This is a genomic window from Thermodesulfobacterium sp. TA1, assembly GCF_008630935.1.
Classification (GTDB): domain Bacteria; phylum Desulfobacterota; class Thermodesulfobacteria; order Thermodesulfobacteriales; family Thermodesulfobacteriaceae; genus Thermodesulfobacterium.
This window is the reverse complement of sequence record NZ_CP043908.1, coordinates 1,273,431-1,292,729: the sequence shown is the minus strand read 5'-3', so window position 1 is coordinate 1,292,729 and position 19,299 is coordinate 1,273,431. Positions and strand designations below refer to the sequence as shown.

Genomic DNA, 19,299 nt, shown 5'->3' with positions numbered 1-19,299 from the left:
CCGTTCTAAAGGAGTTTAGTTAAACAAGACTAACAGAGGTTTCTAATATTTCAAGACTAAGGTCCTCTTTAAGAACCTCAAAAAGGTCCTGAATAAAGACCAGATTTTTAGGGTGAAAATAAATTTTAACCAACCCGGCTTTTGCATCTAAGATGGTAAGACTTGCTAAATGGTCATATCCTTCAAGGATAAACTTGAAAAAGGCAATTTTACAAGGATTGATTTTAAAAAGAAAATACGCACTACGCATGTTTAAAAAGGGAGGGGGGACCTCCCTTTTAGTGGTTTAAAACTAAACTTATGGTTTATTCGCTTTTAGGTGATCTTCCTGGATTTCCTCCGTTAATGACCTTTACTTTTGAAGCCTGTTCGCCTTTTGGACCTTGCACTACTTCAAACTCAACGATCTGACCTTCTTTAAGGGTTTTAAACCCGGACATGTCGATGGCAGAGTAGTGAACAAATACATCTCCGCCATCATCCTTGGAAATGAAACCATAACCCTTCTTCTCATCAAACCACTTAACCTTACCTCTAAACATGTTACTTAAACCTCCTTTAAGTTTTTCTTATGAAAGAAACTTAACCTCAAAAAATTCATTTGTAAAGGGGTAAATTTTAAAATTTTAAAAATTTTTAAAAATACTTAAAAATTGCTAAATTTAAAAGAAAAATGGATGAAAGCACTTTGCTGCTGCTGCTATCACAAAAAATCACAAGTATAAAAGGTATTTTGTTTTACTTTTGGAGGTTGCTAAAGGTTTTTGGTAAGGATAAGATTGCTAATTTTTTCCAAAAGATTAAAATAAAATAAATGGAACTTCGGTTTAAGTCTTTGTTTAATTTTTTAGACCTTTCGGAAAATCCGATTAGAATAAAAAATTTTAGGTATTTTATCTTAGGTCATTTTATTTCTTTTACTGGGTCATGGGCTTATAATACGGCTATCATTTGGCTGGTCTATGAGCTTACTCGTTCTTCGTTTTATTTAGGTATCTTTAGTTTGTTTAACTCTTTACCTATTTTCCTTTTTAGTCTTTTAGCAGGTTTAATCATAGACCGGTTTAACCGCAGAAAACTTTTAACTTTGGTTATTTTTTTAGGTATTTTGCCTTCTTTTCTGTTAGGGTTTGTGGCTCAGGAGGGAAGATTAACCTTTTGGTTAGTAGTGGCGATTAACATGATAGCGGTAAGTCTTTCGGCGGTTGATACACCTTTAAGGCAGGTTTTTATCAGTGAAATAGTTCCTACCAATTATCTTACCAAAGCTATCTCTTTTCAAGCCCTTTCATTTAACACGGCACGTATGATAGGTCCACTTTTAGCCGGACTTATCATTTCTTACGGAAAGCTTTATCAATGTTTCTACTTGAATGCCTTGTCTTACTTACCCTTTTTAGTTTTTCTTTTGTTTTTTATTAAATATGAAGAAACTTACCCAAGAGAACCGATAGAAGGAAGAGGACTGATTGGGGAGTTTAAAGAGGTTTTTTTCTTTTTTAGACAAAACCCAAACATCCCTGCGGTCTTAGGCACTGTCTTTAGTTTTACTTTTTTTGGGGCTTCTATCATCATCCTTTTTCCGGTAATCGTAGATAAAATTTTTGGGGGAGGAGGAAAAGAGTTCGGACATCTTTCTTCTATGGTGGGTATAGGAGCCATCCTGGGTTCTTTCTATGTCATTTTGGGAAAGGTAAAAGATAAACTTAATAAACTTTGGGTTTCAACCTGTGTGTTTGCCTTAGGTGCCTTAGGGGTGGTGTGGTCTAAAGTTTGGTGGTTAACCCTTTTTTGCTGTCTAATGTTAGGTTTTGCCTTTACCAACTTTTATCCGATAGCTAACTCTTATATTCAGGAAAATACCCCTTCAGAGATAAGAGGTAGGGTGGTTAGCTTTTTTACTTTTTCTTTTTTAGGGGTCCATCCCTTAGGTAGTTTTTTAGCAGGGATTTTGACAGAAAAGATAGGGCTGGGTTGGTTAGTATGCAGTTATATGGTCTTTTTGGTTTTAGGTAATTTTTTACTTATTAACATTGCTAAATTAAGAAAATAGATTAATTTTTAGATCAAAAGCTACAAAAAGAGGTTGTTATGTTAGAGGTTGATAAGATTTTAGAAAGAATAAATATTGTGGAATGTGTACAAGATTTAGGTCTTTATGTGCTTGCACTTTCTCAAGATAAGGTCGTCTACCTAAACAAGGTAGCAGAAGAAAAGCTTGGTTATCCTAAGGAAGAGGTTTTAGGTAAAGGGATAAGTTTCTTGTTGTTTTCTTCACCTGAACTGTTATCCGAGCTTAAGACTAACTTGTTAAAAAAACATAAGTTTAAAACGATGGTTAAGTTTTTAAACCAACAAGGTAAGATTATTAACTTGGAGGCTCATTTCTATAAGCTGGACTTAGACCAAGAGGAAAGTATCGTTTTGATGATAGGCAAAGATACAGAAGAGTTGGTAGAAATAAAAGAAAAAGTAGAAAATCTTTACAAAAACCAAAGCTTTACCGAGTTTTTAAGAAGCTTGGTGCATGATTTTAATAACATCCTTCAAAACACCTTGAAATATCTAAAAAGCATTGAAGAAAATATAGATAAACCAGAAGAAGTAAAGAGGTATAAATTTTTAGCCGAAAAAACTTTAAAGTCGTGGATTGACCTTAACAGGCTTCTTATAGACTATACCAAAGGAATAAAAGATATAGTTTCTTCTCAAGTAGAAATGGTTTCTTTTTTGAAAAACAACTTAGATATTTTTCAGATAATCGCCGGTCCTAAAATTCAGGTTCAACTATCCTTAGGCTGCTTATCTAAAGTTTTTGTCCCTGGGGAAGAAACCTTTTGGAGATATATTTTTTTAAACTTTATCAGTAATGCTAAAGAGGCTATTAAAGACGAAGGAACGATAGAAATAAGTCTTTCCTTAAAAACCATAGACAAAAGATACTTAGTTATCAAGATCAGGGACACCGGTTGTGGAATACCTGAAGAAAACTTAGAAAAGATTTTTCAGCCGTTTTTTACCACTAAAAAAGAAAGCAGTGGTTTAGGTCTTTTTTTGGTAAAAAATCATATCGTTAGTTTAGGTGGAAAAATAGAGGTAGAAAGCAAGGTAAACTTAGGGACTACCTTTAAAGTTTTTGTTCCGGTTTTAAGTGCAAACCTTTTAACTCCATCTAAAAAGGTAGAGACAAAAAGACTTAGGATTATCCTTTTAGAGGATGAACCTGAAGTAAGGGCAAGTTTACAAGAGATATTAGAGAGAGAAGGACATCAAGTCTGGGCCTTTCCCAACTACGAAGAATTAGAACAAAAGCTTGATGAGGTCTATTCGCCTGACCTTCTTATCACTGACTATTATATGCCAGGGATAAAAGGTTTTGAGGTTTATCAGATTTTAAAACAGAGGTTTCCTGAACTAAAGGTGTTGTTTTTGACGGGGGATTTATTAAACCTGGCAGAACTGCCTAATTTTAATCTGCTGTTAAAGCCTTTTACTGCAGAAGAGTTGTTGTCTAAACTTAAAGAAATAATGTTATGAACCTATGGTTAGAAGAGTTTTTAAGACATCTAACAGTTGCTAAAAACTATTCCTTACAGACCATAAAGGCCTATAAAAAAGATTTAGAAGGATTTTTAAACCACTGCAAGCATTTAAACATAGAAAATCCTAAGGATTTACAACCCTTTCATCTAAGAACCTATTTAGCAACCCTTAAAAACCTAAAAAAAGAACCTGCAACTCTTGCAAGAAAGGTAAGCTCTTTAAGAAGTTTTTTTAAGTTCCTTTATCAAAAAGGAGTAATAACTAAAAACTTGGCTCTTTATCTGTCCACCCCTCGGGTGTCAAAAAAAATTCCCCGCGTTCCCACAGAAGAGGAGATAAACCGTCTAATAGACGGGTTAAAAGGAGAAAAATTTTTAACCCTTAGAAACAAGGTAATTTTAGAACTTGGGTATGGTTGCGGTTTAAGGGTAGGAGAACTTACCAGCCTAACGATTAAGAACCTAAACCTTGAGCTTAAGTTTTTAAGGGTGTTAGGAAAAGGAAACAAGGAAAGGATAGTTCCCTTTGGGGAAAAGGCCAAACATCTTTTAGAGGTTTATCTAAAGGTAAGGGAAAGGGTGCTTTTAGGCTTAGGTAAAAACCATGAATTTGTTCTTATAAATGCTAAAGGCGACAGACTGACCGACCGTGGGGTTAGATATCTACTTAAAAATTTGGGAAAAACCTATGGTATGGAGTATCTCCATCCTCATACCTTAAGACATTCTTTTGCTACTCATCTTTTAAACGCAGGGGCTGACCTAAGGACCATCCAAGAACTTTTAGGACATGCCTCCCTTCTTACTACAGAAATCTACACCAAGGTTAACTACGAACATCTACTTAGGGTTTATCTTAAGGCCCATCCTCGTGCTAAAAAAGACTAATTTTTCTTGATTTAGATCAAGGAATTTAGGGTGGAGTTTATTATAAAATTTTTGTAAGTGGAAATCTCCTTGGGAGGTTTTATGAAAGTTAGGTTTTTGGGAATGTCTTTGATTTTGGGTGGGATTTTGTTGTTAGTTTTATTTTTAGGTATGCCTAAACTGGTGGCCTATACTAGTAAAAACACTTATTGTGCAAGTTGTCATGTAATGGAAGACCAGTATGTTTCTTTAAGAAAAGCTGGAATACACAATCAACTTAACTGTGTAGACTGTCATCTTCCTCAGGATAACAAAATTAGGCATTATTTTTGGAAAGGGGTTGATGGAACCAAGGATTTGGTAAAGTTTCATTTTAATTTAGTGCCAGAAGAAATAACCATTTCTTCTCATGGTAAAAAAATTGTCCAAGAAAACTGTATAAGGTGTCATCAAGACATGGTTTCCATGATAAATGTGAAGGATAGATATTGTTGGGAGTGTCACGTTAAAGTAAGACACAAAACCAGTGCAAGTTTAGAAACTTTAGAAAAATAAAAGAGGGGAGGCAAGGATGAAAGTAAAGTCTTTATGGGTCGGGGTAGCCGTTTTAAGTTTAGTATCTTTGATAGTCGGGTGTAAACCTCCTGAAAAAACCAAAGCCTTTCGTCAGGAGGCTTTTAAAATAGCTGAAAATGAGATAGACCCAGAGGTTTGGGGAAAGGCCTTCCCCCTGCACTATGAAATGTGGAAAAGACAGTCTGAACCCACCCCTGTAGGGTTAAGTAAATATAAAAAGGGGTGGGACACAGATAAGGTGGTCTACGATAAACTTTCTGAATTTCCGTTTTTAGGTGTGCTTTATAACGGATGGGGGTTTGGTATAGAGTACAATGAGCCGAGAGGTCATTATTATATGATGATAGATCTTCAAGAAATCGACCCATCAAGGACTAAACCCGGAGGGGTTTGTTTAACCTGTAAGACTCCTTATGCTACTGACCTTGAAAAACAATATGGTCCTAAATATTATCATACACCTTTTAAAGAAGCCTTAGGTTGGATACCAGAAAAGCACAGAAATCTTGGGGTAGTTTGTATAGATTGTCATGAACCTAAAACGATGGACCTTCATATAAGAAGGTCTTTTACTTTAGGTAAGGCTTTAAAAGATATCGGGGTAGAAGAAAAAGGTTTAACCCATCAGCAGATGAGAAGTTTAGTTTGTGCCCAATGCCATGTTACCTATGTTGTCCCAAGAGACCAAGACATGAAACCTACAGGAATCTTTTTCCCTTGGCAAGGAAGTAAATGGGGAGATATTAGCATAGAAAACATAATCAAGGTTTTAAAAAGTAATCCAGCTTATGCAGAATGGAAGCAGGCGGTTACAGGTTTTAAATTAGCTTTTATCAGACATCCTGAGTTTGAACTTTATTCAAGAAATTCAGTCCACTGGAACGCAGGGGTTTCTTGTGCTGATTGCCATATGCCATATAAAAGAGAGGGAAGCTATAAGGTAAGTGAGCATAGGGTAATGAGTCCTCTTAAAGATAACATGAGGTCTTGTAAACAGTGCCATCCACAAAGTGCTGAATGGTTAAAACAGCAGGTTATAGCCATTCAAGACAGAACCATTTCTGCTTATCTAAGGGCTGGATATCAAACCGCGGTAGTAGCCAAACTGTTTGAAAAGGTCCATTTAGCCCAATCACAAGGTAAAACCATAGACCAGACCCTTTACAATAAAGCTAAGGACCTTTATCTTGAGGCTATATATAGGGTAATTTTTTTAGGGGCAGAAAACTCGGTTGGTTTTCACAATCCTACCGAGTCTATGAGGATTTTAACAGACGCTTTAGCTTTTGCTTCTAAATCTGAGGCTCTTTTGCGAACCGCCCTTGCAAAAGCAGGGATAGAAGTGCCTACCAAGATAGACCTTGAACTTAATAAATACCTAAACAACAGAGGAGAGAAAAAGCTTAATTTTAAGCCAGAACAAGAGTTTAAAGACCCCTTTGGGATTCAGCAACTTTTTGAAGGGATGCTTTAAGTTTGAGACAGGAGGGGGAGCCCCCTCCTGTTATTATATGGTTTAAGGTTCTATCTTTGTTCCTAAGAGTTCGAGAAATTTAGCCATCCACCAGGGATGGGCTGTCCAAGCAGGAGCGGTTACTATATTCCCATCTACACAAACGTTAGTAAACGTTTCGTTTACTTCGCACCAGATACCACCTGCCAGTATTATCTCAGCTTTGACCGCTGGATAAGCGGTAAGTTTCTTCCCTCTTATTACGTCGGCAGCGGTAAGAAGTTGTGGTCCATGGCATATAGCCGCGATGGGTTTATTTTTTTCGGCAAAATGTTTAACTATCTGAATAACCTTTTCGTTTAACCTTAAGTATTCAGGAGCCCTTCCTCCAGGGATGACCAGACCATCATAATCTTCGGGGTTTATCTGATCAAAGTCAGAGGTTATCCTAAAGTTGTGCCCTCTTCTTTCTACGTATGTTTGGTCACCCTCAAAATCATGGACAGCTGTTTTTACCACATCTCCTGGTTTTTTCCCAGGACAAACAGCGTCTACCTGATGTCCTACCATCTGAAGCATTTGGAAAGGCACCATGGCTTCATAATCCTCTACAAAATCTCCAACCAACATAAGAATTTTTTTTACACCCATGGTCTGACCTCCTAAGGGATTTTTAAACAAAAATAAATTTAGAAAAAACTTTTTCAAGGTCTTTGTATAAACACCTTCTAACTTTAAACCCATTTCCTATTTTAAAAATCGCAAAAAGGTTATAAAATATAAAAGATGAAGACTTTTTTTCGTTATCAGGTAAAGGAATATCTTTTTTATACAACTTTATTTTTTTTGCTCTTTAGTTTTATTATCACCCTGGTTAAAGGGATTTTTGGTCTTCAAAAACTTTTTGAACTTAACCCGTCTTTAAAAGAGGTTTTTCTATATTTTGGGCTCCTTTTTCTTCAATTAATTTCTTTTACTCTGCCTCTTGCAGCTTTTTTGGGGGTGATGTTTGCCGTTCATAGGTTTAAGGAAGAACGAGAACTCTTGGGATTTTTTAGTCTTGGTTTTAGGGTTAAAGATTTTTTAAAGCCACTTCTTTTTTTTATTTGTTTTGTTTTTTTATTGCTTTTTTTATCCTATTTTTATATGGTCCCTTATGTTAAAAAACTACAAAAAATTATGAAGTTTGAGCTTACCAAAAGGCAGTTTGAAGAGCCTTTGACAGAAAAAAAAGCGGTTCCTATAGGAGAAAGTTACGTCATCTATGTAGAAAAGACTAAAAAAGAGAAAGATGTTCAGGAGTTTGAAAGGGTTGTTTTGTTGGAAAAGGGTCTTGAGAAAAAACAGGTTTTTTTGGCAGAAAAGGGAAGGTTATACCCTAAGGAGGGGATATTTACCCTATATCAAGGAGAAGGTTTTTCCTTGTCTAAGGACAAAAGCGTTGAGGTTTTAAAGTTTGGGGAGTATCAGTTTGCTTTGGTTATAAAGGGGGTTTCTCAAGCCCTTGAATTTGGTAGAGGAGAGCTTAGTTTTGTAGAACTTAAGGACAAGCTAAAGGAGGTTAAAACAAATCGTGGACAATGGTTTAGGTATCTTACCGAGTACTGGGATAGAGTTTTTTATCCGTTAAGCGTATTTCTGGTGGTTTTTCAAGGTTTTTTAACCGCACTTTTTATAAAATCGCATAACCGGATTTTTTTATTTCTTACGGCTGTTGCCCTTTATGTGGTATTTTATGTAGGGTATCAGTTTTGTCAATCTTTAGCGGAAAACGGAAAGGTTTATCCTCCGTTAAATTTTGGGCTTTTTTATGTTTCCGTGGGTGTTTTATTGCTGATAGAGACTTGGTTTTTGTTTAAAAAGAGACATTATAGAATTTATCTATGAGACTTAAGCCTAAAATTTATCAAATCTATATTTGGCAGGAGTTTTTAAAGGTTTCGTTGGTTCTATCGTTTGTTTTTGTTGGGTTTTATCTGGTGATAGATTTTTTTGAGAAATTAGGAGATTTTTTAAAGTTCGGTAAGTCTTTTTATCTATTTCTAACCTATATTTTTTGGAAAAATTGGATTAATTTTTACGAGATTTTCCCGTTTGTATTAGGGCTTTCTGGGGTATTGACCTTGTTTTTTTGGGCGAAGACTAACGAACTGCTTGGTTTTCTTTCTTTAGGATTAGCTAAAGGGGTATTACTTTGTGAAATAGGGAAGGCTCTTTTGTTTTTTGGGGTTTTAGGTGGGGTGGTCCTTAATTTGGTCCTTCCTACGGCTACGTTTAAATCTCTTTATACCTGGGAATACAAGATTGTAGGAAAAAAGAAACAACAAGTAGTTTTTGGAGACCAGATTTTTTTGGCAGGAGAAGACTGTTATTTGGTAGCTAAGCCTCTTGAGCAAAAAGGGGAATACTTAGGAGAGATTACGGTGGTGGTGTATGATAAGGATAGAAAGGTTTCTGAGGTGGTGTGGGCAGAAAGTGGGCATTATGTTAAAGGAACCTGGGAGCTTAAGGAGGTTGTGCGACAAAAAAGGGAAAAAGACTTTGCCCCAGAGTTTTTATCTAAGGTTTCTTACCGGTTTTCTTTTGAGCCTGATACCTTAACTATAGTAAAAAAGCCGATCTATTTTCTTTCTATTCCTGAATTGATAGAAAGAGCAAGGTTTTTAGCTAAAGTCAACAGTCCTTTTGAAGAGGTTATCTCTGAGTTGTTTCTTAAGGGGCTTTATCTTTTGCTACCTTTTTTACTTGCTATTTTACCGGTTTTTGTTTTTTTAAGGTTTTATGTGCCTAACGATTGGAAAAAAGGTGCTCTTTTTAGTGTAGGAATTTTTTTTGTAAACTTGATGTATTTTTTGTTTTTTCAAACCCTTTTAAGAAAAGGTTTTATGGTTGGTATCCCTGCACTTGCAGCCTGGGGGATAGGGATGATAATCTGGTATTTTTGGCAAGGTTATCTTGTTTTTTTTAAAAAATCTGGTAAAAATTAGAGAAAATCTTGGTAATAGGGGGTTTTTATGTCTGTAGAAGAAAAGGTTATCGACATCATCGCTCAAAAACTTAATCTTTCTAAGGATCAGGTCAAGCCAGAGGCGTCTTTTATTGAAGACCTTGGTGCTGATTCTTTAGACTTAGTAGAGTTGGTTATGGCTATGGAAGAAGCCTTTGGGATGGAAGTGCCTGACGAAGACGCAGAAAAATTAAGAACCGTCCAAGATGTTATAGACTATGTAAAGTCTAAAGTAGGAAACTAAGGGGATAGAGGTTTTGTCGTGAAAAGACGAGTAGTGGTTACTGGTCTGGGGACGGTTAATCCTCTTGGCATAGGGGTTGAAGAAACCTGGAAAAACATCAAGGCAGGCAAATCTGGTATCGGAAGGATTACTAAGTTTGACCCTTCTTCCCTTCCAAGCCAGATAGCAGGAGAGGTCAAGAATTTTAAACCAGAAGAGTTTATGTCTTCAAAGTTGATATCTCGTATAGATACTTTTATTCAGTATGCCTTAGCTTCAGCTAAGATGGCTTTGGAAGACGCAGGCCTTCCTTTGCAGGACTTGGGTCCTGAAGTTGGCTCAGTGGTTGGGGTTGGGATGGGTGGTGTAGGACAGGTTGAATATTATACTAAGATTTTTGATGAAAAAGGTTATAAGAGGGTAAGTCCTTTTTTTATTCCGATGATTATTCCCAACATGGCAGCAGGGCAGATAGCCATCAACTTTGGGGCCAAAGGTCCCAATCTTGCGGTATGCACGGCTTGTGCGGCAGGTAATCATGCTATAGGAGAGGCCTATCGATTGATAAGAGAAGGACTTGCAAACATCATGATCTGCGGTGGAACAGAAAGTATGATAACACCTTTAACCATAGCCGGTTTTTCGGTTATAAAGGCGCTTTCTACCAGAAACGACGAACCTGAAAAGGCTTCTCGTCCTTTTGATGAGAAAAGAGACGGGTTTGTGATAGCAGAAGGATGTGGCATTTTGATTCTTGAAGAACTTGAACATGCCTTAAAAAGAGGGGCTAAAATATATGCAGAGTTGATAGGCTACGGTTTTAATGCAGATGCCTATCATATGACCGCACCTGCTCCAGACGGAGAAGGAGCGGCAAGGTGTATGGAACTTGCGTTAAAAGATGCAGGGATTTCTCCTCAAGAGGTTGATTATATCAACGCCCATGGCACAAGCACCCCTCTTAACGATGTGGCAGAGACTAAAGCCATTAAGACAGTTTTTGGGGAGCATGCGTATAAGTTGATGGTGTCTTCTACCAAGTCTATGACCGGACATCTTCTTGGTGGTGCTGGTGGGCTTGAAGCGGTTTTAACAGTTATGGCCATCTATGATGGTGTGGTACCTCCTACGATAAATTTAGAGACCCCAGACCCAGAATGCGACCTCGATTATGTGCCCAATCAGGCAAGAAAGGTAGACATCAAGATAGCCATGTCAAACGCCTTTGGTTTTGGAGGCACCAACGCTACGTTGGTGTTTAAAAAATGGGAGGGCAAATAATTTATGAAAATTGTGATAGCTTCAGACCATGCAGGATATTTTCTTAAAGAAAAAATAAAGGATTTTTTGGTCAAAGAGGGGTATGAGATAGTAGATGTAGGTTGTTATTCTCACGTAGCGGTTGATTATCCTGAATATGGGGTTAAGGCTGTAGAAAAGATTTTACAAGGAGACGTAGAAAGAGGTATTCTTATCTGTGGTACAGGGATAGGGATGAGTATCGTAGCTAATAGATTTGCAGGAATAAGAGCGGCTCTATGTCATGAGCCTTTTTCAGCTAAGATGGCAAGACTTCATAACAACGCCAACGTACTTGTGCTTGGCGGAAGGATGATCGGAGACGGGATGGCGGTAGAGATAGTTAAAACCTTTCTGGAAACACCTTTTGAAGGAGGGAGGCACGAGCGTAGGCTCGAACTAATAGAAAAACTTAAAAACTTTAGATGAATGTAATTGGTATAGGAGTAGATTTAGTATATTTACCTAAAATTAAAAGAATTTATTCTATTTATCAAAACCGGTTTTTAGTTAAAGTTTTTCATCCTAAAGAGGTTTCTCTTGCCCTAAAACGCAAAGAACCCTCTGTCTATTTAGCTTCTTCTTTTGCTGCCAAAGAGGCCTTTTATAAGGCTTTAGGGGGTTATCAACCTTTTATCTGGAAGGAAATAAGTCTACTTAGAGACCTAAACTCAGGAAAACCTTTGATAGAAATAGAAGGTAGGGCTTTAGAGGTGTTTAAAAAAAGAGGAGGAAAGGAATGTTGGGTTAGCCTTTCTCATGAAAAGGATTATGTGGTATGCATGTTGGTAATAACCGGATGTGAGGAGGAGTTGGTATGCAGGTAGTAAAGGCCTCTGAGATGAAGGAACTCGATAGATGGTTTATCCAGGAGGTAGGGCTTCCTGCCGAGGTTTTGATGGAAAGAGCAGGGTTGGCTGTGGCTGAAGCCATTCAAGAAGCCTACCCGGTTGATAACTTTTCCCATGTTTTAGTGGTTTGTGGACCTGGAAATAATGGCGGAGATGGAATGGTATGTGCAAGATATCTTGCTAACTTTGGATATGAAGTAGAGGTGGTCTTGGTTTCAGGAAAAGAAACCTATCAGGGAGAGGCCTTGACCAACCTTAAGGTACTTGAGAATTTAGGTTTTATGCCTGAAGAGGTAGGTTATATCGTTGAGTTTAGAAAGATTCTTTATGATTTTTCTCCTGAAATAATAGTAGACGCTATTTTTGGGACAGGACTAAAAAGGCCTATCGAAGGCAACTTAGCTATCATGGTAGAAGAGATCAATTTTTATAGGAAGAATAGAGGATGTAAGGTAGTAGCGGTAGACATGCCTTCTGGAGTTTGTGCTGATACAGGTCAAGTGCTGGGAACAGCGGTTAAGGCCGACCTTACGGTTACCTTTGAGCTTCCCAAGGTAGGGCAGTTTGTCTATCCGGGTAAGGAGCATGTAGGCATCCTTAAAGTTTGTCCTATAGGTTTTTTTAAACCATTGTTAGAAAAAAAAGGACCAAAAAGGTATCTTATCGATTTAAACTGGGCTAAAAAAGTTTTTAAACCAAGAAAGGGCTATACCCATAAAGGGCTTTTTGGCCATCTGCTTGTCTTAGCAGGAAGCAAGGGAAAAAGCGGGGCTGGATTACTTTCTGCGATAGGAGCTTTAAGAGGCGGGGCTGGGCTGGTAACCTTAGCCTCTACTAAAAGTCTTCAACCGGTATATGCATCTATGTTGCCTGAGGTCCTAACCTCAGGTCTTGAGGAAAACCAAAGAGGAGAGGTTAGCTATACAAACCTTGAGTATTTAGTCAGTCTTTGCGAAAATAAAACTGCATTAGTAATCGGTCCTGGACTTGGGTTAAGTGAAGAGGTAAAAAAGCTTTTTTGGGGATTATTAGAGAAGGTCGTGGTTCCTGTGGTGATAGATGCAGACGGTCTAACCATAGCTTCTGAAAACCCAGAAAGACTTAAAGAGATTTCTTGTCCAAAGATACTTACTCCTCATCCTGGTGAGGCAGAAAGGCTGCTTAAGGTATCTAAAAAGGAAATCTTAAGAGACCCCCTTTCTTCGGCTAAGAGGCTTTCTGAAATAACAGGAGCGGTGGTGGTGCTAAAAGGTCCTCATACGGTAATTTCCTCCCCAGACGGAAGGGAAGGTATTTCAGTAGTTGATGTTCCTGGTCTTTCTCAGGGAGGCACTGGAGATGTGCTTTCTGGGTTGATAGGGGCATTGCTTGCCCAGAGGTATGAAATTTTTGAGGCAGCTTGCTTAGGGGTGTTTTTACACGGATGGGCAGGAAATAGACTTTCTTCTGAGAAAGGACCTTTTGGTTATTTAGCTTCAGAGGTAGCTCACAAAATTCCAGAAGTTTTAAAGGAGATAAGTTATGATAGACCTTAGAAGGTTTCCACGGTGTCCTACCAGGCTTAAAGCTTATTTTCCTGGGGATGAAGATGTTTATGAGGTAGTTAACATTTCTTACAAAGGTTGTTTTGTTCGTGGGAAAAAAAACATTTCTGTAAGGAAGATGGTTTTCTTCGAGATAGAAATCCCAGAAATAGGGGTAATTCCTGTATATGGGTTGGTGGTTCATCATGGCACTGAAAAAGAGCCAGGTTTGGGTATAGAGATATTAGAGATAGAAAGACAACTCCTGCCTGTTTGGAATTACTATCTTAAGGCGCTTTTAAACATAGAAGAAGCCAAAAAGGTTTATCAGAAATACTTAGAAACCGCTAAAGAACTCCAGGAAAATTCTTCTGAGAAGGATTGATGTCGTCCTTTTGGGTGGTTGTAGTCTTAGGGATTTTTGGTTTAGTTTTAGGTAGTTTTTTTAATGTGGTTATCTATCGCTGGTCTGAAGGTTTGTCCATAATAAGTCCTATTAGGTCCTATTGCCCTGTTTGTAAAACCGAGCTTAAGTGGTACTACAACATTCCGATTTTGTCTTATGTTTTTTTAAAAGGAAGATGTGCTTACTGTAAAACCCCTATCTCTTTAAGATATCCTTTGGTAGAGCTATTAACCGCCCTTATAGGGATAACTATTTATTTTAAGTTTAAGCCTGTTTATGGGTGGGCAACCTTTTGGGTTTTTTGGTTTTTTTTGTGTATGCTTTTGGTAATAAGCTTTATAGACTTAAGGATTAAAGAAATACCAGACCGGCTTAGTTTGGGGTTGATGTTAATAGGGGTGGTAGCCTCTTTGTTAGGGTTAAATCCTTGGGTTGGGTTCGAAGAAAGTTTAGTATCTATGTTGGCTGGGATAGGGCTTCTTTTTTTGATCAACGAAGTTTATTATCATTTGGCTAAGCGAGACGGCCTTGGTATGGGTGATTTTAAGCTGATGGGTGGTATAGGTGCCTTTTTAGGTTATAAAAGTTTTTACTGGGTACTTTTGATAGCTTCTTTCTCAGGGATACTAATTTTCTTGTTAGTGGTTTTTTGGTATAGGTTCAAAGGGGTTTATAAGGATTTAGACCTAAAAACAGAGATTCCGTTTGGGCCCTTTTTAGCCTTTGGGGCTGCTTTTTATACCTTTTTCTTAGAGTGGTTGTCTCTCCTTTTCTTCTAAAGCATTTCTTTGAACAGGCAGTTTGATGATAATCGAGGTGCCCTTTTCTTCTTTTTTGCAGAGGTTGATGTATCCTTTATGTAGGTTGATGATAGAATATACCATGATAAGACCTGTACCTAAGTCTTTTAAACTTAAAAGGTCTCCTTGGTTTATCTTCTCTGTAATTTCCCAAGGTACACCTTCTCCGGTGTCTTCTATTTTAATAAGTATCCAGTCTTTTTCTCGGTTGATAGAAACAAAGATTTCTCCTTTTTCATGCATAGCCTTGATGGAGTTATCTAAGAGATTAACCCAAACGCGTTTTAACTGAAAATGGTCAAAAAGGCACTGTCCCTCGTCCTCTACTTTAAGATGAAATTTTACTTCAGGATAGGCGATTTCATAAAGAGAAACCACCTCTAAGATGCTTTCTAAAATAGTACCCTTCTCTAAGTTAAGTACAGGATTTTTGGTAAAATAATGAAAATCCGTAGCCAGTTTGCGTAGTTCTTCTATGTACTTTTCTATGATGTTGGTGGTGCGCAGCAAAACCTCTTTTTTTTCTCCTTCTAAAGTTTTTTCAAGCTGTCTTTTTAATCTTTCTACCGAAAGTTTAATAGGGGTTAAAGGATTTTTTATCTCATGGGATACCCTTAAGGCTACCTCTTTCCAGAAAGAAAGCCTTTTTAGACGCTCCTTTTCTTCTAAGTTTTCAAAGATTAATAGATATTCAAGGTTTTTTAGAAACTCCAGCTTAAGAAGGGTAATCCCTAAGCTAACTTCTTTTTCTTCTTTAGACCAAGAAAGGGTGGTGTAAAAAGGTTTAGTAAGGTCTATTTGGGATAAAAGGGTAGGAAGGTTAAGTCTTTCTATTAGTTCTTCGAGGGTTGAGAAACCATAGATTTCTATTAACCTTTTAAGGTTTTGGTTGGAAAATTTGACTTTTAGGTCAGGGGTAAGGACTAAAATCCCTACAGGTAAATGGTCAAGCACAGAGAGTAGATAACGGTTGTAATTTTGTACCTCCTCTTCATATTCTTTAATTTTTTTAGTCATTTCATTAAAGGCTTTTATAAGCCTTCCGACTTCATCGTCTGAAGGGGCGTTGACTTTAATCTCTTCAAGATTAAAATCTTTTTTAGAAATTTTTTGAGCAGCCACCACCAAGTTTTGCAAAGGTTCTGTTAGGTTCCTTCCTATTTTACTTCCTACCCATACTCCTACAAACACTACCAAAAGAAGGACCAGTGTTCCTGCAGCCATCAAAAATTGTTTAAAAGTTTTAAAATATCTTTTTTCTACTATTTCTTTTTCTCCTGTAAAGTCTTCTATTTTTAAAAATTTACCGATGGCTAATAAAAGGGGTTTGCCTGTTTGGTCATAAAAAGGTATAAAGACCCTTAGATAAGGGTTTGAATTAACCAAGGAGACTTCAGAAAGAGGACCTTGAGAGGCTTTTAGTTTCTCTAAAAAAGAAGGGGCGATACCGATTTTTTGGGAAATCTCAGAGGAATAGGTTTTTTTTACCAGGGTGCCTTTCCAGTCAAAAACCTCTATTGAGTCTACCCGCATAAAATAACGATACCTTTCTCTTAAGACCGAACTTTTGATTTCTTCGGTTTGGGTAAGATATTCTTGGATAATTTTTTGTCCTTTAGAAAGAAGGTCTCTTTCGATGTCTTTAATATAGTCTTCAGGTTTTAAGATAACGGTTAAAACCTTTTCTTCTAAGAATTCTTTAAGCCAGTAATCTAAGGTTTTCTTAAAGAAAAAGAAACTACCAAGCACCAACACCAAAGAGGGAAATACAATCGAAATGAAATAGATAAGAAAGAGTTTTATTTTTAAGCTTTTAGAAATTTTTTTTATTCGGATTTCATAAAAAATTTTGATGATATACCGAAAAATGAAGTAGAGGAGAAGAAGGATTAATATGAGGTTTATTTGAAACAGAAGAAAAAGAATAAGGTTCTTTTGAGTAAGGGTAAAAAAGGAAAAGTCAAAGAGATTAAACTCAATCCATAAGGAAAAAAATAGCCCGACTAAAAGTCCTATAAATATCTTATGTTTTTTTAAAAAATCTTTAATTTTGGTTACTAATCTCATCGAGAGAAAAGATTTTTTCTGCTTTTAGACGTATTTTTCGTTCTTTTTTTGTAAATCTTAGGTCTTTAGAAAGGTGGGTTTGATAGCTAATCTCTAAATTAGTTTTGAGATAAAGGGTTGAAAGGTTGTTTTTAACCTGAAACCTTAGAGGATAGGAGTCTAAAGAAAGGATTTGAAGGACAAGTTCCTCTGGGCTTTCAAAACTTTTCAGTCCAAAGTTGTCTTCTAAAAAATAAAGGTTTACTTCTGGGTCATAATAAAGTTTTTGCGTGTATAATTCTTTATGGATAAGCACATCACTTAAAAGAAAACGTTTTTTGAAAAACTCAAAGGAAAAGTTCAGGTAAACAGGATGTTTTTGCTCTTTTAAAGCAAGAACTATTTCTTGAACTGGAAAATTTTTAAAAAAAAGACTTAGAATAAGTTGACTGTGGGATCGGTATATTTTGGCTTGTTTTATCTCTAAAGCCAGAGAAGAACTAAAAAAGAGAAAAAACAAAAAAAGGCTTAAGCAAAGTTTTTTCATAGGTCTAAATCATATCGGGCATGTTTTCTTACGATTTCTTTTTGAGTAAAAAGGACTTCGTAGTCCTTAATCTCAAACTCTTCTGCAATACCTTTAATCATAGACAAAACCTCTTCTCTTGATTTTCCGTGGACCATGGTATATAGATTGTATGGCCAGTCTGGATAGGTTTTACGTAGGTAGCAGTGGGATATATAAGGCCTTTGAGCCAAAAGTTTTCCTATCTCTTCTGCCTTTTCTTCATCTACCTTCCAGGCAACCATCGCATTCCCTTCTATGCCTGCAAGGTTGTGTCTTAAGGTTATGCCAAGCCTGGTGATAACTTTCTTTTTAAAAAGGCTTTTTATTACCTCAAGGACCTCTTCTTGAGAAAGATGGTGTTTTTTAGCTATTTCTAAAAAGGGTTTCTCACAAAAAGGAAGCCCTTTTATTAAATCTTTTAAAACCAGCCATTCTTTTTCAGACAAAACTTCTTTTTTCAAAGGAAAAATACCTTTTTTGTTTTTTAAGATAGCATCTAACTACAATTTTTCAACCAGAGCCTTATATAGGGTGTTTACAAGTTTAAAAGGTCATGTTTAGATCCCTAATCTGAAAGGAGGCCTTAGACTACCTTTTAAGCTCTTGGTCTAAGTTATAGTGATGCCTTGAGGCCCATAACCCTTTTAAGTTTAAGAATAAACTAAGCGATAGGCATTGAAGATAATCTTAGTTATGAGGGGGTATGTTAAGTTTTTAGGAAAAGAAGAGTTTTATAAATCAGAAAAATAGAAGGACTTAATCAATGAGAATAACAAGATTTTTGGGTTAGTTGCTATGGGAGATGATGCAGAAGAAGGGTTGAGACAGAAGTTTTCTCGGGCTTGAGTAGAAATTTTTGTAAATTCCTGGCTTGACATCTTTAAATTTGTTATTATATTATAAATCAATTGATAAGATCGCGGGGTGGAGCAGTCTGGTAGCTCGTCGGGCTCATAACCCGAAGGTCGTGGGTTCAAATCCCACCCCCGCAACCAATTTGCTTCTCTATCTTAAATAATCTTTTTTGAGGTTAAAAGCCTTACATAAAATCTCTTTCGGGAGTAAACTTTTTAAGAGGATTAAAAAGTGAAAAACTTAGAGCGTATTAAAAGGCAAATCTTAAGAACCTTGGCTAAAGATAAGGCTTCTTTTTGGGAGTTGGTAAATTATCAAGATGCCCATTTGGTAGATTTTTTAGAGGCGATAAAGCAACTTCTTGAAGACGGAACAATAAAGTATGAAAAACCTTATTTTTATCTTGCAGTAGGTAGTTTACAAATTTTACCTTATCAAAGTCCAGGATGTCTTTTTTGCTCTCCTTTTGAACAAAATCCTTTTTGGAAACAAATTTTAGAAAGGTTTATAGAGATCACTAAAGACCGTCCTTTACCGACAAGCGACTTTGATCAAGGGTTTATTTTCCCAAAAGATACGGTTAAAAGGACTGCTTTTATATATGAAAGGGGAGACCTTGAAGGTGCTGAGGTTTTTATTTTAGGGGATGACGACTTGATATCTTTAAGTATGGCTCTTACTAAATTACCAAAAAAAATAGTGGTAGTAGAAATAGACGAAAGGATTAATCAATTTATTAAAGAAAAGGCTCAACTTATCGGTTATTCAAACATAGAAGTTTACAGTTACAACGTGATAGAAAAGCTCCCTTCGGAGCTTTATCAAAAGTTTGATGTTTTTGTTACTGATCCAGTAGAAACCCAAAAAGGTTTAAAGCTCTTTGTTTACAGATGTATTCAGGCCTTAAAAGGGGAGGGATCTGCTGGTTATATAGGTTTTACTCACCGAGAGGCCTCTTTGAATAAGTGGTATGATTTTCAGAGGTTTATTTTAGATTCAGGGTTTGTGTTAACCGATATTCTAAGGGATTTTACTACTTATCCTGAAGAGGAAAATCAATGGGAAGATTTTTATAGAACCTATAGGATTATGAAAGAGTTTGATCTGTCGATGCCTGATGTGGACTGGTATAAATCTTGTTTTATCAGGTTTGAGGCGGTAGAGAAACCTAAGGTTTTAAACATAGAAGTTCCTTCCAACGTTGAAGAGCTTTATTTTGACGATGAATCTTGGGCTACACCTTTACCTTCTTATTTAGAAAAAAACATCAAAGAGGGATAAGG

The 19,299-nt window shown here is 36.7% G+C and carries 21 protein-coding genes and 1 tRNA gene; 16 read left to right on the top strand and 6 right to left on the bottom strand.

The window, feature by feature from the left end; genetic code table 11:
* Positions 1 to 19 precede the first annotated feature (19 nt).
* Together F1847_RS06605 and F1847_RS06600 are read right to left on the bottom strand one after the other, a co-directional pair.
* A complete protein-coding gene (locus F1847_RS06605) occupies positions 20 to 250 on the bottom strand; it encodes a DUF4911 domain-containing protein (RefSeq protein ID WP_150072286.1) in 231 nt (76 codons plus the stop codon).
* A 55-nt stretch (positions 251 to 305) separates the two neighbouring features.
* Positions 306 to 542, bottom strand: coding sequence for a cold-shock protein (locus tag F1847_RS06600; RefSeq protein ID WP_150072285.1), 237 nt, complete (start codon positions 540 to 542; stop codon positions 306 to 308).
* A gap of 272 nt (positions 543 to 814) precedes the next feature.
* Here F1847_RS06600 and F1847_RS06595 point away from each other — a divergent pair, with 272 nt between their 5' ends.
* The 5 genes from F1847_RS06595 (at position 815) to F1847_RS06575 (ending at position 6,459) form a co-directional block, all read left to right on the top strand.
* A complete protein-coding gene (locus F1847_RS06595) occupies positions 815 to 2,053 on the top strand; it encodes an MFS transporter (RefSeq protein WP_150072284.1) in 1,239 nt (412 codons plus the stop codon).
* Between the two features lie 38 nt (positions 2,054 to 2,091).
* Positions 2,092 to 3,537, top strand: a complete 1,446-nt coding sequence (locus F1847_RS06590; protein ID WP_150072283.1) for an ATP-binding protein — start codon at positions 2,092 to 2,094, stop codon at positions 3,535 to 3,537.
* Positions 3,534 to 4,430 (top strand): site-specific tyrosine recombinase/integron integrase, encoded by an 897-nt coding sequence (gene xerA, locus F1847_RS06585; protein ID WP_150072282.1) that lies wholly within the window; start codon positions 3,534 to 3,536, stop codon positions 4,428 to 4,430. The genes F1847_RS06590 and xerA overlap by 4 nt, the downstream gene beginning before the upstream one ends.
* Positions 4,431 to 4,511: 81 nt before the next feature.
* On the top strand, positions 4,512 to 4,964 hold the full coding sequence (nrfH, locus tag F1847_RS06580) for a cytochrome c nitrite reductase small subunit (RefSeq protein ID WP_150072281.1): 453 nt from the start codon (positions 4,512 to 4,514) through the stop codon (positions 4,962 to 4,964).
* A 16-nt stretch (positions 4,965 to 4,980) separates the two neighbouring features.
* Positions 4,981 to 6,459 (top strand): ammonia-forming cytochrome c nitrite reductase subunit c552, encoded by a 1,479-nt coding sequence (locus F1847_RS06575; protein ID WP_150072280.1) that lies wholly within the window; start codon positions 4,981 to 4,983, stop codon positions 6,457 to 6,459.
* Positions 6,460 to 6,501: 42 nt separating this feature from the next.
* On the opposite strand, the gene F1847_RS06570 is transcribed toward F1847_RS06575, so the two are convergent.
* The gene (locus F1847_RS06570) at positions 6,502 to 7,089 is read right to left on the bottom strand and encodes a DJ-1/PfpI family protein (protein ID WP_150072279.1); all 588 of its coding nucleotides are present in this window, start codon (positions 7,087 to 7,089) and stop codon (positions 6,502 to 6,504) included.
* A gap of 135 nt (positions 7,090 to 7,224) precedes the next feature.
* On the opposite strand from F1847_RS06570, the gene F1847_RS06565 reads away from it, so the two are divergent.
* The 9 genes from F1847_RS06565 to F1847_RS06525 are packed head-to-tail and all read left to right on the top strand — an operon-like array spanning position 7,225 to position 14,526.
* Positions 7,225 to 8,325 carry an LptF/LptG family permease gene (locus tag F1847_RS06565; protein WP_150072278.1) on the top strand — a complete coding sequence of 367 codons (1,101 nt, stop codon included), beginning with the start codon at positions 7,225 to 7,227 and terminating at the stop codon, positions 8,323 to 8,325.
* Positions 8,322 to 9,425: an LptF/LptG family permease gene (locus F1847_RS06560; protein ID WP_150072277.1), complete on the top strand. Its 1,104-nt coding sequence runs from the start codon at positions 8,322 to 8,324 to the stop codon at positions 9,423 to 9,425. The genes F1847_RS06565 and F1847_RS06560 overlap by 4 nt, the downstream gene beginning before the upstream one ends.
* A 27-nt stretch (positions 9,426 to 9,452) precedes the next feature.
* Complete coding sequence (gene acpP / locus F1847_RS06555; RefSeq protein ID WP_150072276.1) at positions 9,453 to 9,689, top strand: acyl carrier protein; 237 nt, start codon at positions 9,453 to 9,455, stop codon at positions 9,687 to 9,689.
* Positions 9,690 to 9,707: 18 nt separating this feature from the next.
* Positions 9,708 to 10,949, top strand: a complete 1,242-nt coding sequence (fabF, locus tag F1847_RS06550; protein WP_150072275.1) for a beta-ketoacyl-ACP synthase II — start codon at positions 9,708 to 9,710, stop codon at positions 10,947 to 10,949.
* 3 nt (positions 10,950 to 10,952) lie between these two features.
* Complete coding sequence (rpiB, locus tag F1847_RS06545; RefSeq protein ID WP_150072274.1) at positions 10,953 to 11,396, top strand: ribose 5-phosphate isomerase B; 444 nt, start codon at positions 10,953 to 10,955, stop codon at positions 11,394 to 11,396.
* Positions 11,393 to 11,794: a holo-ACP synthase gene (locus F1847_RS06540; protein WP_150072273.1), complete on the top strand. Its 402-nt coding sequence runs from the start codon at positions 11,393 to 11,395 to the stop codon at positions 11,792 to 11,794. Before rpiB ends, F1847_RS06540 begins: the two co-directional genes overlap by 4 nt.
* A complete protein-coding gene (locus F1847_RS06535; protein ID WP_150072272.1) occupies positions 11,785 to 13,353 on the top strand; it encodes an NAD(P)H-hydrate dehydratase in 1,569 nt (522 codons plus the stop codon). Before F1847_RS06540 ends, F1847_RS06535 begins: the two co-directional genes overlap by 10 nt.
* Complete coding sequence (locus F1847_RS06530; protein WP_150072271.1) at positions 13,340 to 13,726, top strand: PilZ domain-containing protein; 387 nt, start codon at positions 13,340 to 13,342, stop codon at positions 13,724 to 13,726. Before F1847_RS06535 ends, F1847_RS06530 begins: the two co-directional genes overlap by 14 nt.
* The gene (locus F1847_RS06525; RefSeq protein ID WP_150072270.1) at positions 13,726 to 14,526 is read left to right on the top strand and encodes an A24 family peptidase; all 801 of its coding nucleotides are present in this window, start codon (positions 13,726 to 13,728) and stop codon (positions 14,524 to 14,526) included. The genes F1847_RS06530 and F1847_RS06525 overlap by 1 nt, the downstream gene beginning before the upstream one ends.
* Here the strand turns inward: F1847_RS06525 and F1847_RS06520 are convergent.
* From F1847_RS06520 to F1847_RS06510, 3 genes are read right to left on the bottom strand one after another with little or no spacing between them, the layout of a single operon-like run.
* Entirely contained in the window at positions 14,497 to 16,614 is a 2,118-nt protein-coding gene (locus F1847_RS06520; protein WP_150072269.1) for a PAS domain-containing sensor histidine kinase, read from the bottom strand. The genes F1847_RS06525 and F1847_RS06520 overlap by 30 nt on opposite strands.
* Complete coding sequence (locus tag F1847_RS06515; RefSeq protein WP_150072268.1) at positions 16,592 to 17,140, bottom strand: DUF4390 domain-containing protein; 549 nt, start codon at positions 17,138 to 17,140, stop codon at positions 16,592 to 16,594. The genes F1847_RS06520 and F1847_RS06515 overlap by 23 nt, the downstream gene beginning before the upstream one ends.
* Positions 17,137 to 17,622, bottom strand: coding sequence for an Lrp/AsnC family transcriptional regulator (locus F1847_RS06510; protein WP_240702773.1), 486 nt, complete (start codon positions 17,620 to 17,622; stop codon positions 17,137 to 17,139). Before F1847_RS06510 ends, F1847_RS06515 begins: the two co-directional genes overlap by 4 nt.
* A 457-nt stretch (positions 17,623 to 18,079) precedes the next feature.
* Between F1847_RS06510 and F1847_RS06505 the strand changes: the two genes are divergently transcribed.
* Together F1847_RS06505 and F1847_RS06500 are read left to right on the top strand one after the other, a co-directional pair.
* Positions 18,080 to 18,156 (top strand) — tRNA-Met (locus F1847_RS06505).
* Positions 18,157 to 18,247: 91 nt separating this feature from the next.
* Positions 18,248 to 19,297: a bis-aminopropyl spermidine synthase family protein gene (locus F1847_RS06500; protein WP_150072267.1), complete on the top strand. Its 1,050-nt coding sequence runs from the start codon at positions 18,248 to 18,250 to the stop codon at positions 19,295 to 19,297.
* Positions 19,298 to 19,299 lie beyond the last annotated feature (2 nt).

Coding starts and splice junctions, on each gene's coding strand:
- acpP (WP_150072276.1), top strand. CDS start 9,453: ATGTCTGTAGAAGAAAAGGTTATCGACATCATCGCTCAAAAACTTAAT.
- xerA (WP_150072282.1), top strand. CDS start 3,534: ATGAACCTATGGTTAGAAGAGTTTTTAAGACATCTAACAGTTGCTAAA.
- F1847_RS06600 (WP_150072285.1), bottom strand. CDS start 542: ATGTTTAGAGGTAAGGTTAAGTGGTTTGATGAGAAGAAGGGTTATGGT.
- F1847_RS06565 (WP_150072278.1), top strand. CDS start 7,225: ATGAAGACTTTTTTTCGTTATCAGGTAAAGGAATATCTTTTTTATACA.
- F1847_RS06535 (WP_150072272.1), top strand. CDS start 11,785: ATGCAGGTAGTAAAGGCCTCTGAGATGAAGGAACTCGATAGATGGTTT.
- F1847_RS06540 (WP_150072273.1), top strand. CDS start 11,393: ATGAATGTAATTGGTATAGGAGTAGATTTAGTATATTTACCTAAAATT.
- F1847_RS06530 (WP_150072271.1), top strand. CDS start 13,340: ATGATAGACCTTAGAAGGTTTCCACGGTGTCCTACCAGGCTTAAAGCT.
- F1847_RS06520 (WP_150072269.1), bottom strand. CDS start 16,614: ATGAGATTAGTAACCAAAATTAAAGATTTTTTAAAAAAACATAAGATA.
- F1847_RS06575 (WP_150072280.1), top strand. CDS start 4,981: ATGAAAGTAAAGTCTTTATGGGTCGGGGTAGCCGTTTTAAGTTTAGTA.
- F1847_RS06560 (WP_150072277.1), top strand. CDS start 8,322: ATGAGACTTAAGCCTAAAATTTATCAAATCTATATTTGGCAGGAGTTT.
- F1847_RS06590 (WP_150072283.1), top strand. CDS start 2,092: ATGTTAGAGGTTGATAAGATTTTAGAAAGAATAAATATTGTGGAATGT.
- rpiB (WP_150072274.1), top strand. CDS start 10,953: ATGAAAATTGTGATAGCTTCAGACCATGCAGGATATTTTCTTAAAGAA.
- F1847_RS06525 (WP_150072270.1), top strand. CDS start 13,726: ATGTCGTCCTTTTGGGTGGTTGTAGTCTTAGGGATTTTTGGTTTAGTT.
- F1847_RS06515 (WP_150072268.1), bottom strand. CDS start 17,140: ATGAAAAAACTTTGCTTAAGCCTTTTTTTGTTTTTTCTCTTTTTTAGT.
- F1847_RS06595 (WP_150072284.1), top strand. CDS start 815: ATGGAACTTCGGTTTAAGTCTTTGTTTAATTTTTTAGACCTTTCGGAA.
- F1847_RS06605 (WP_150072286.1), bottom strand. CDS start 250: ATGCGTAGTGCGTATTTTCTTTTTAAAATCAATCCTTGTAAAATTGCC.
- nrfH (WP_150072281.1), top strand. CDS start 4,512: ATGAAAGTTAGGTTTTTGGGAATGTCTTTGATTTTGGGTGGGATTTTG.
- F1847_RS06570 (WP_150072279.1), bottom strand. CDS start 7,089: ATGGGTGTAAAAAAAATTCTTATGTTGGTTGGAGATTTTGTAGAGGAT.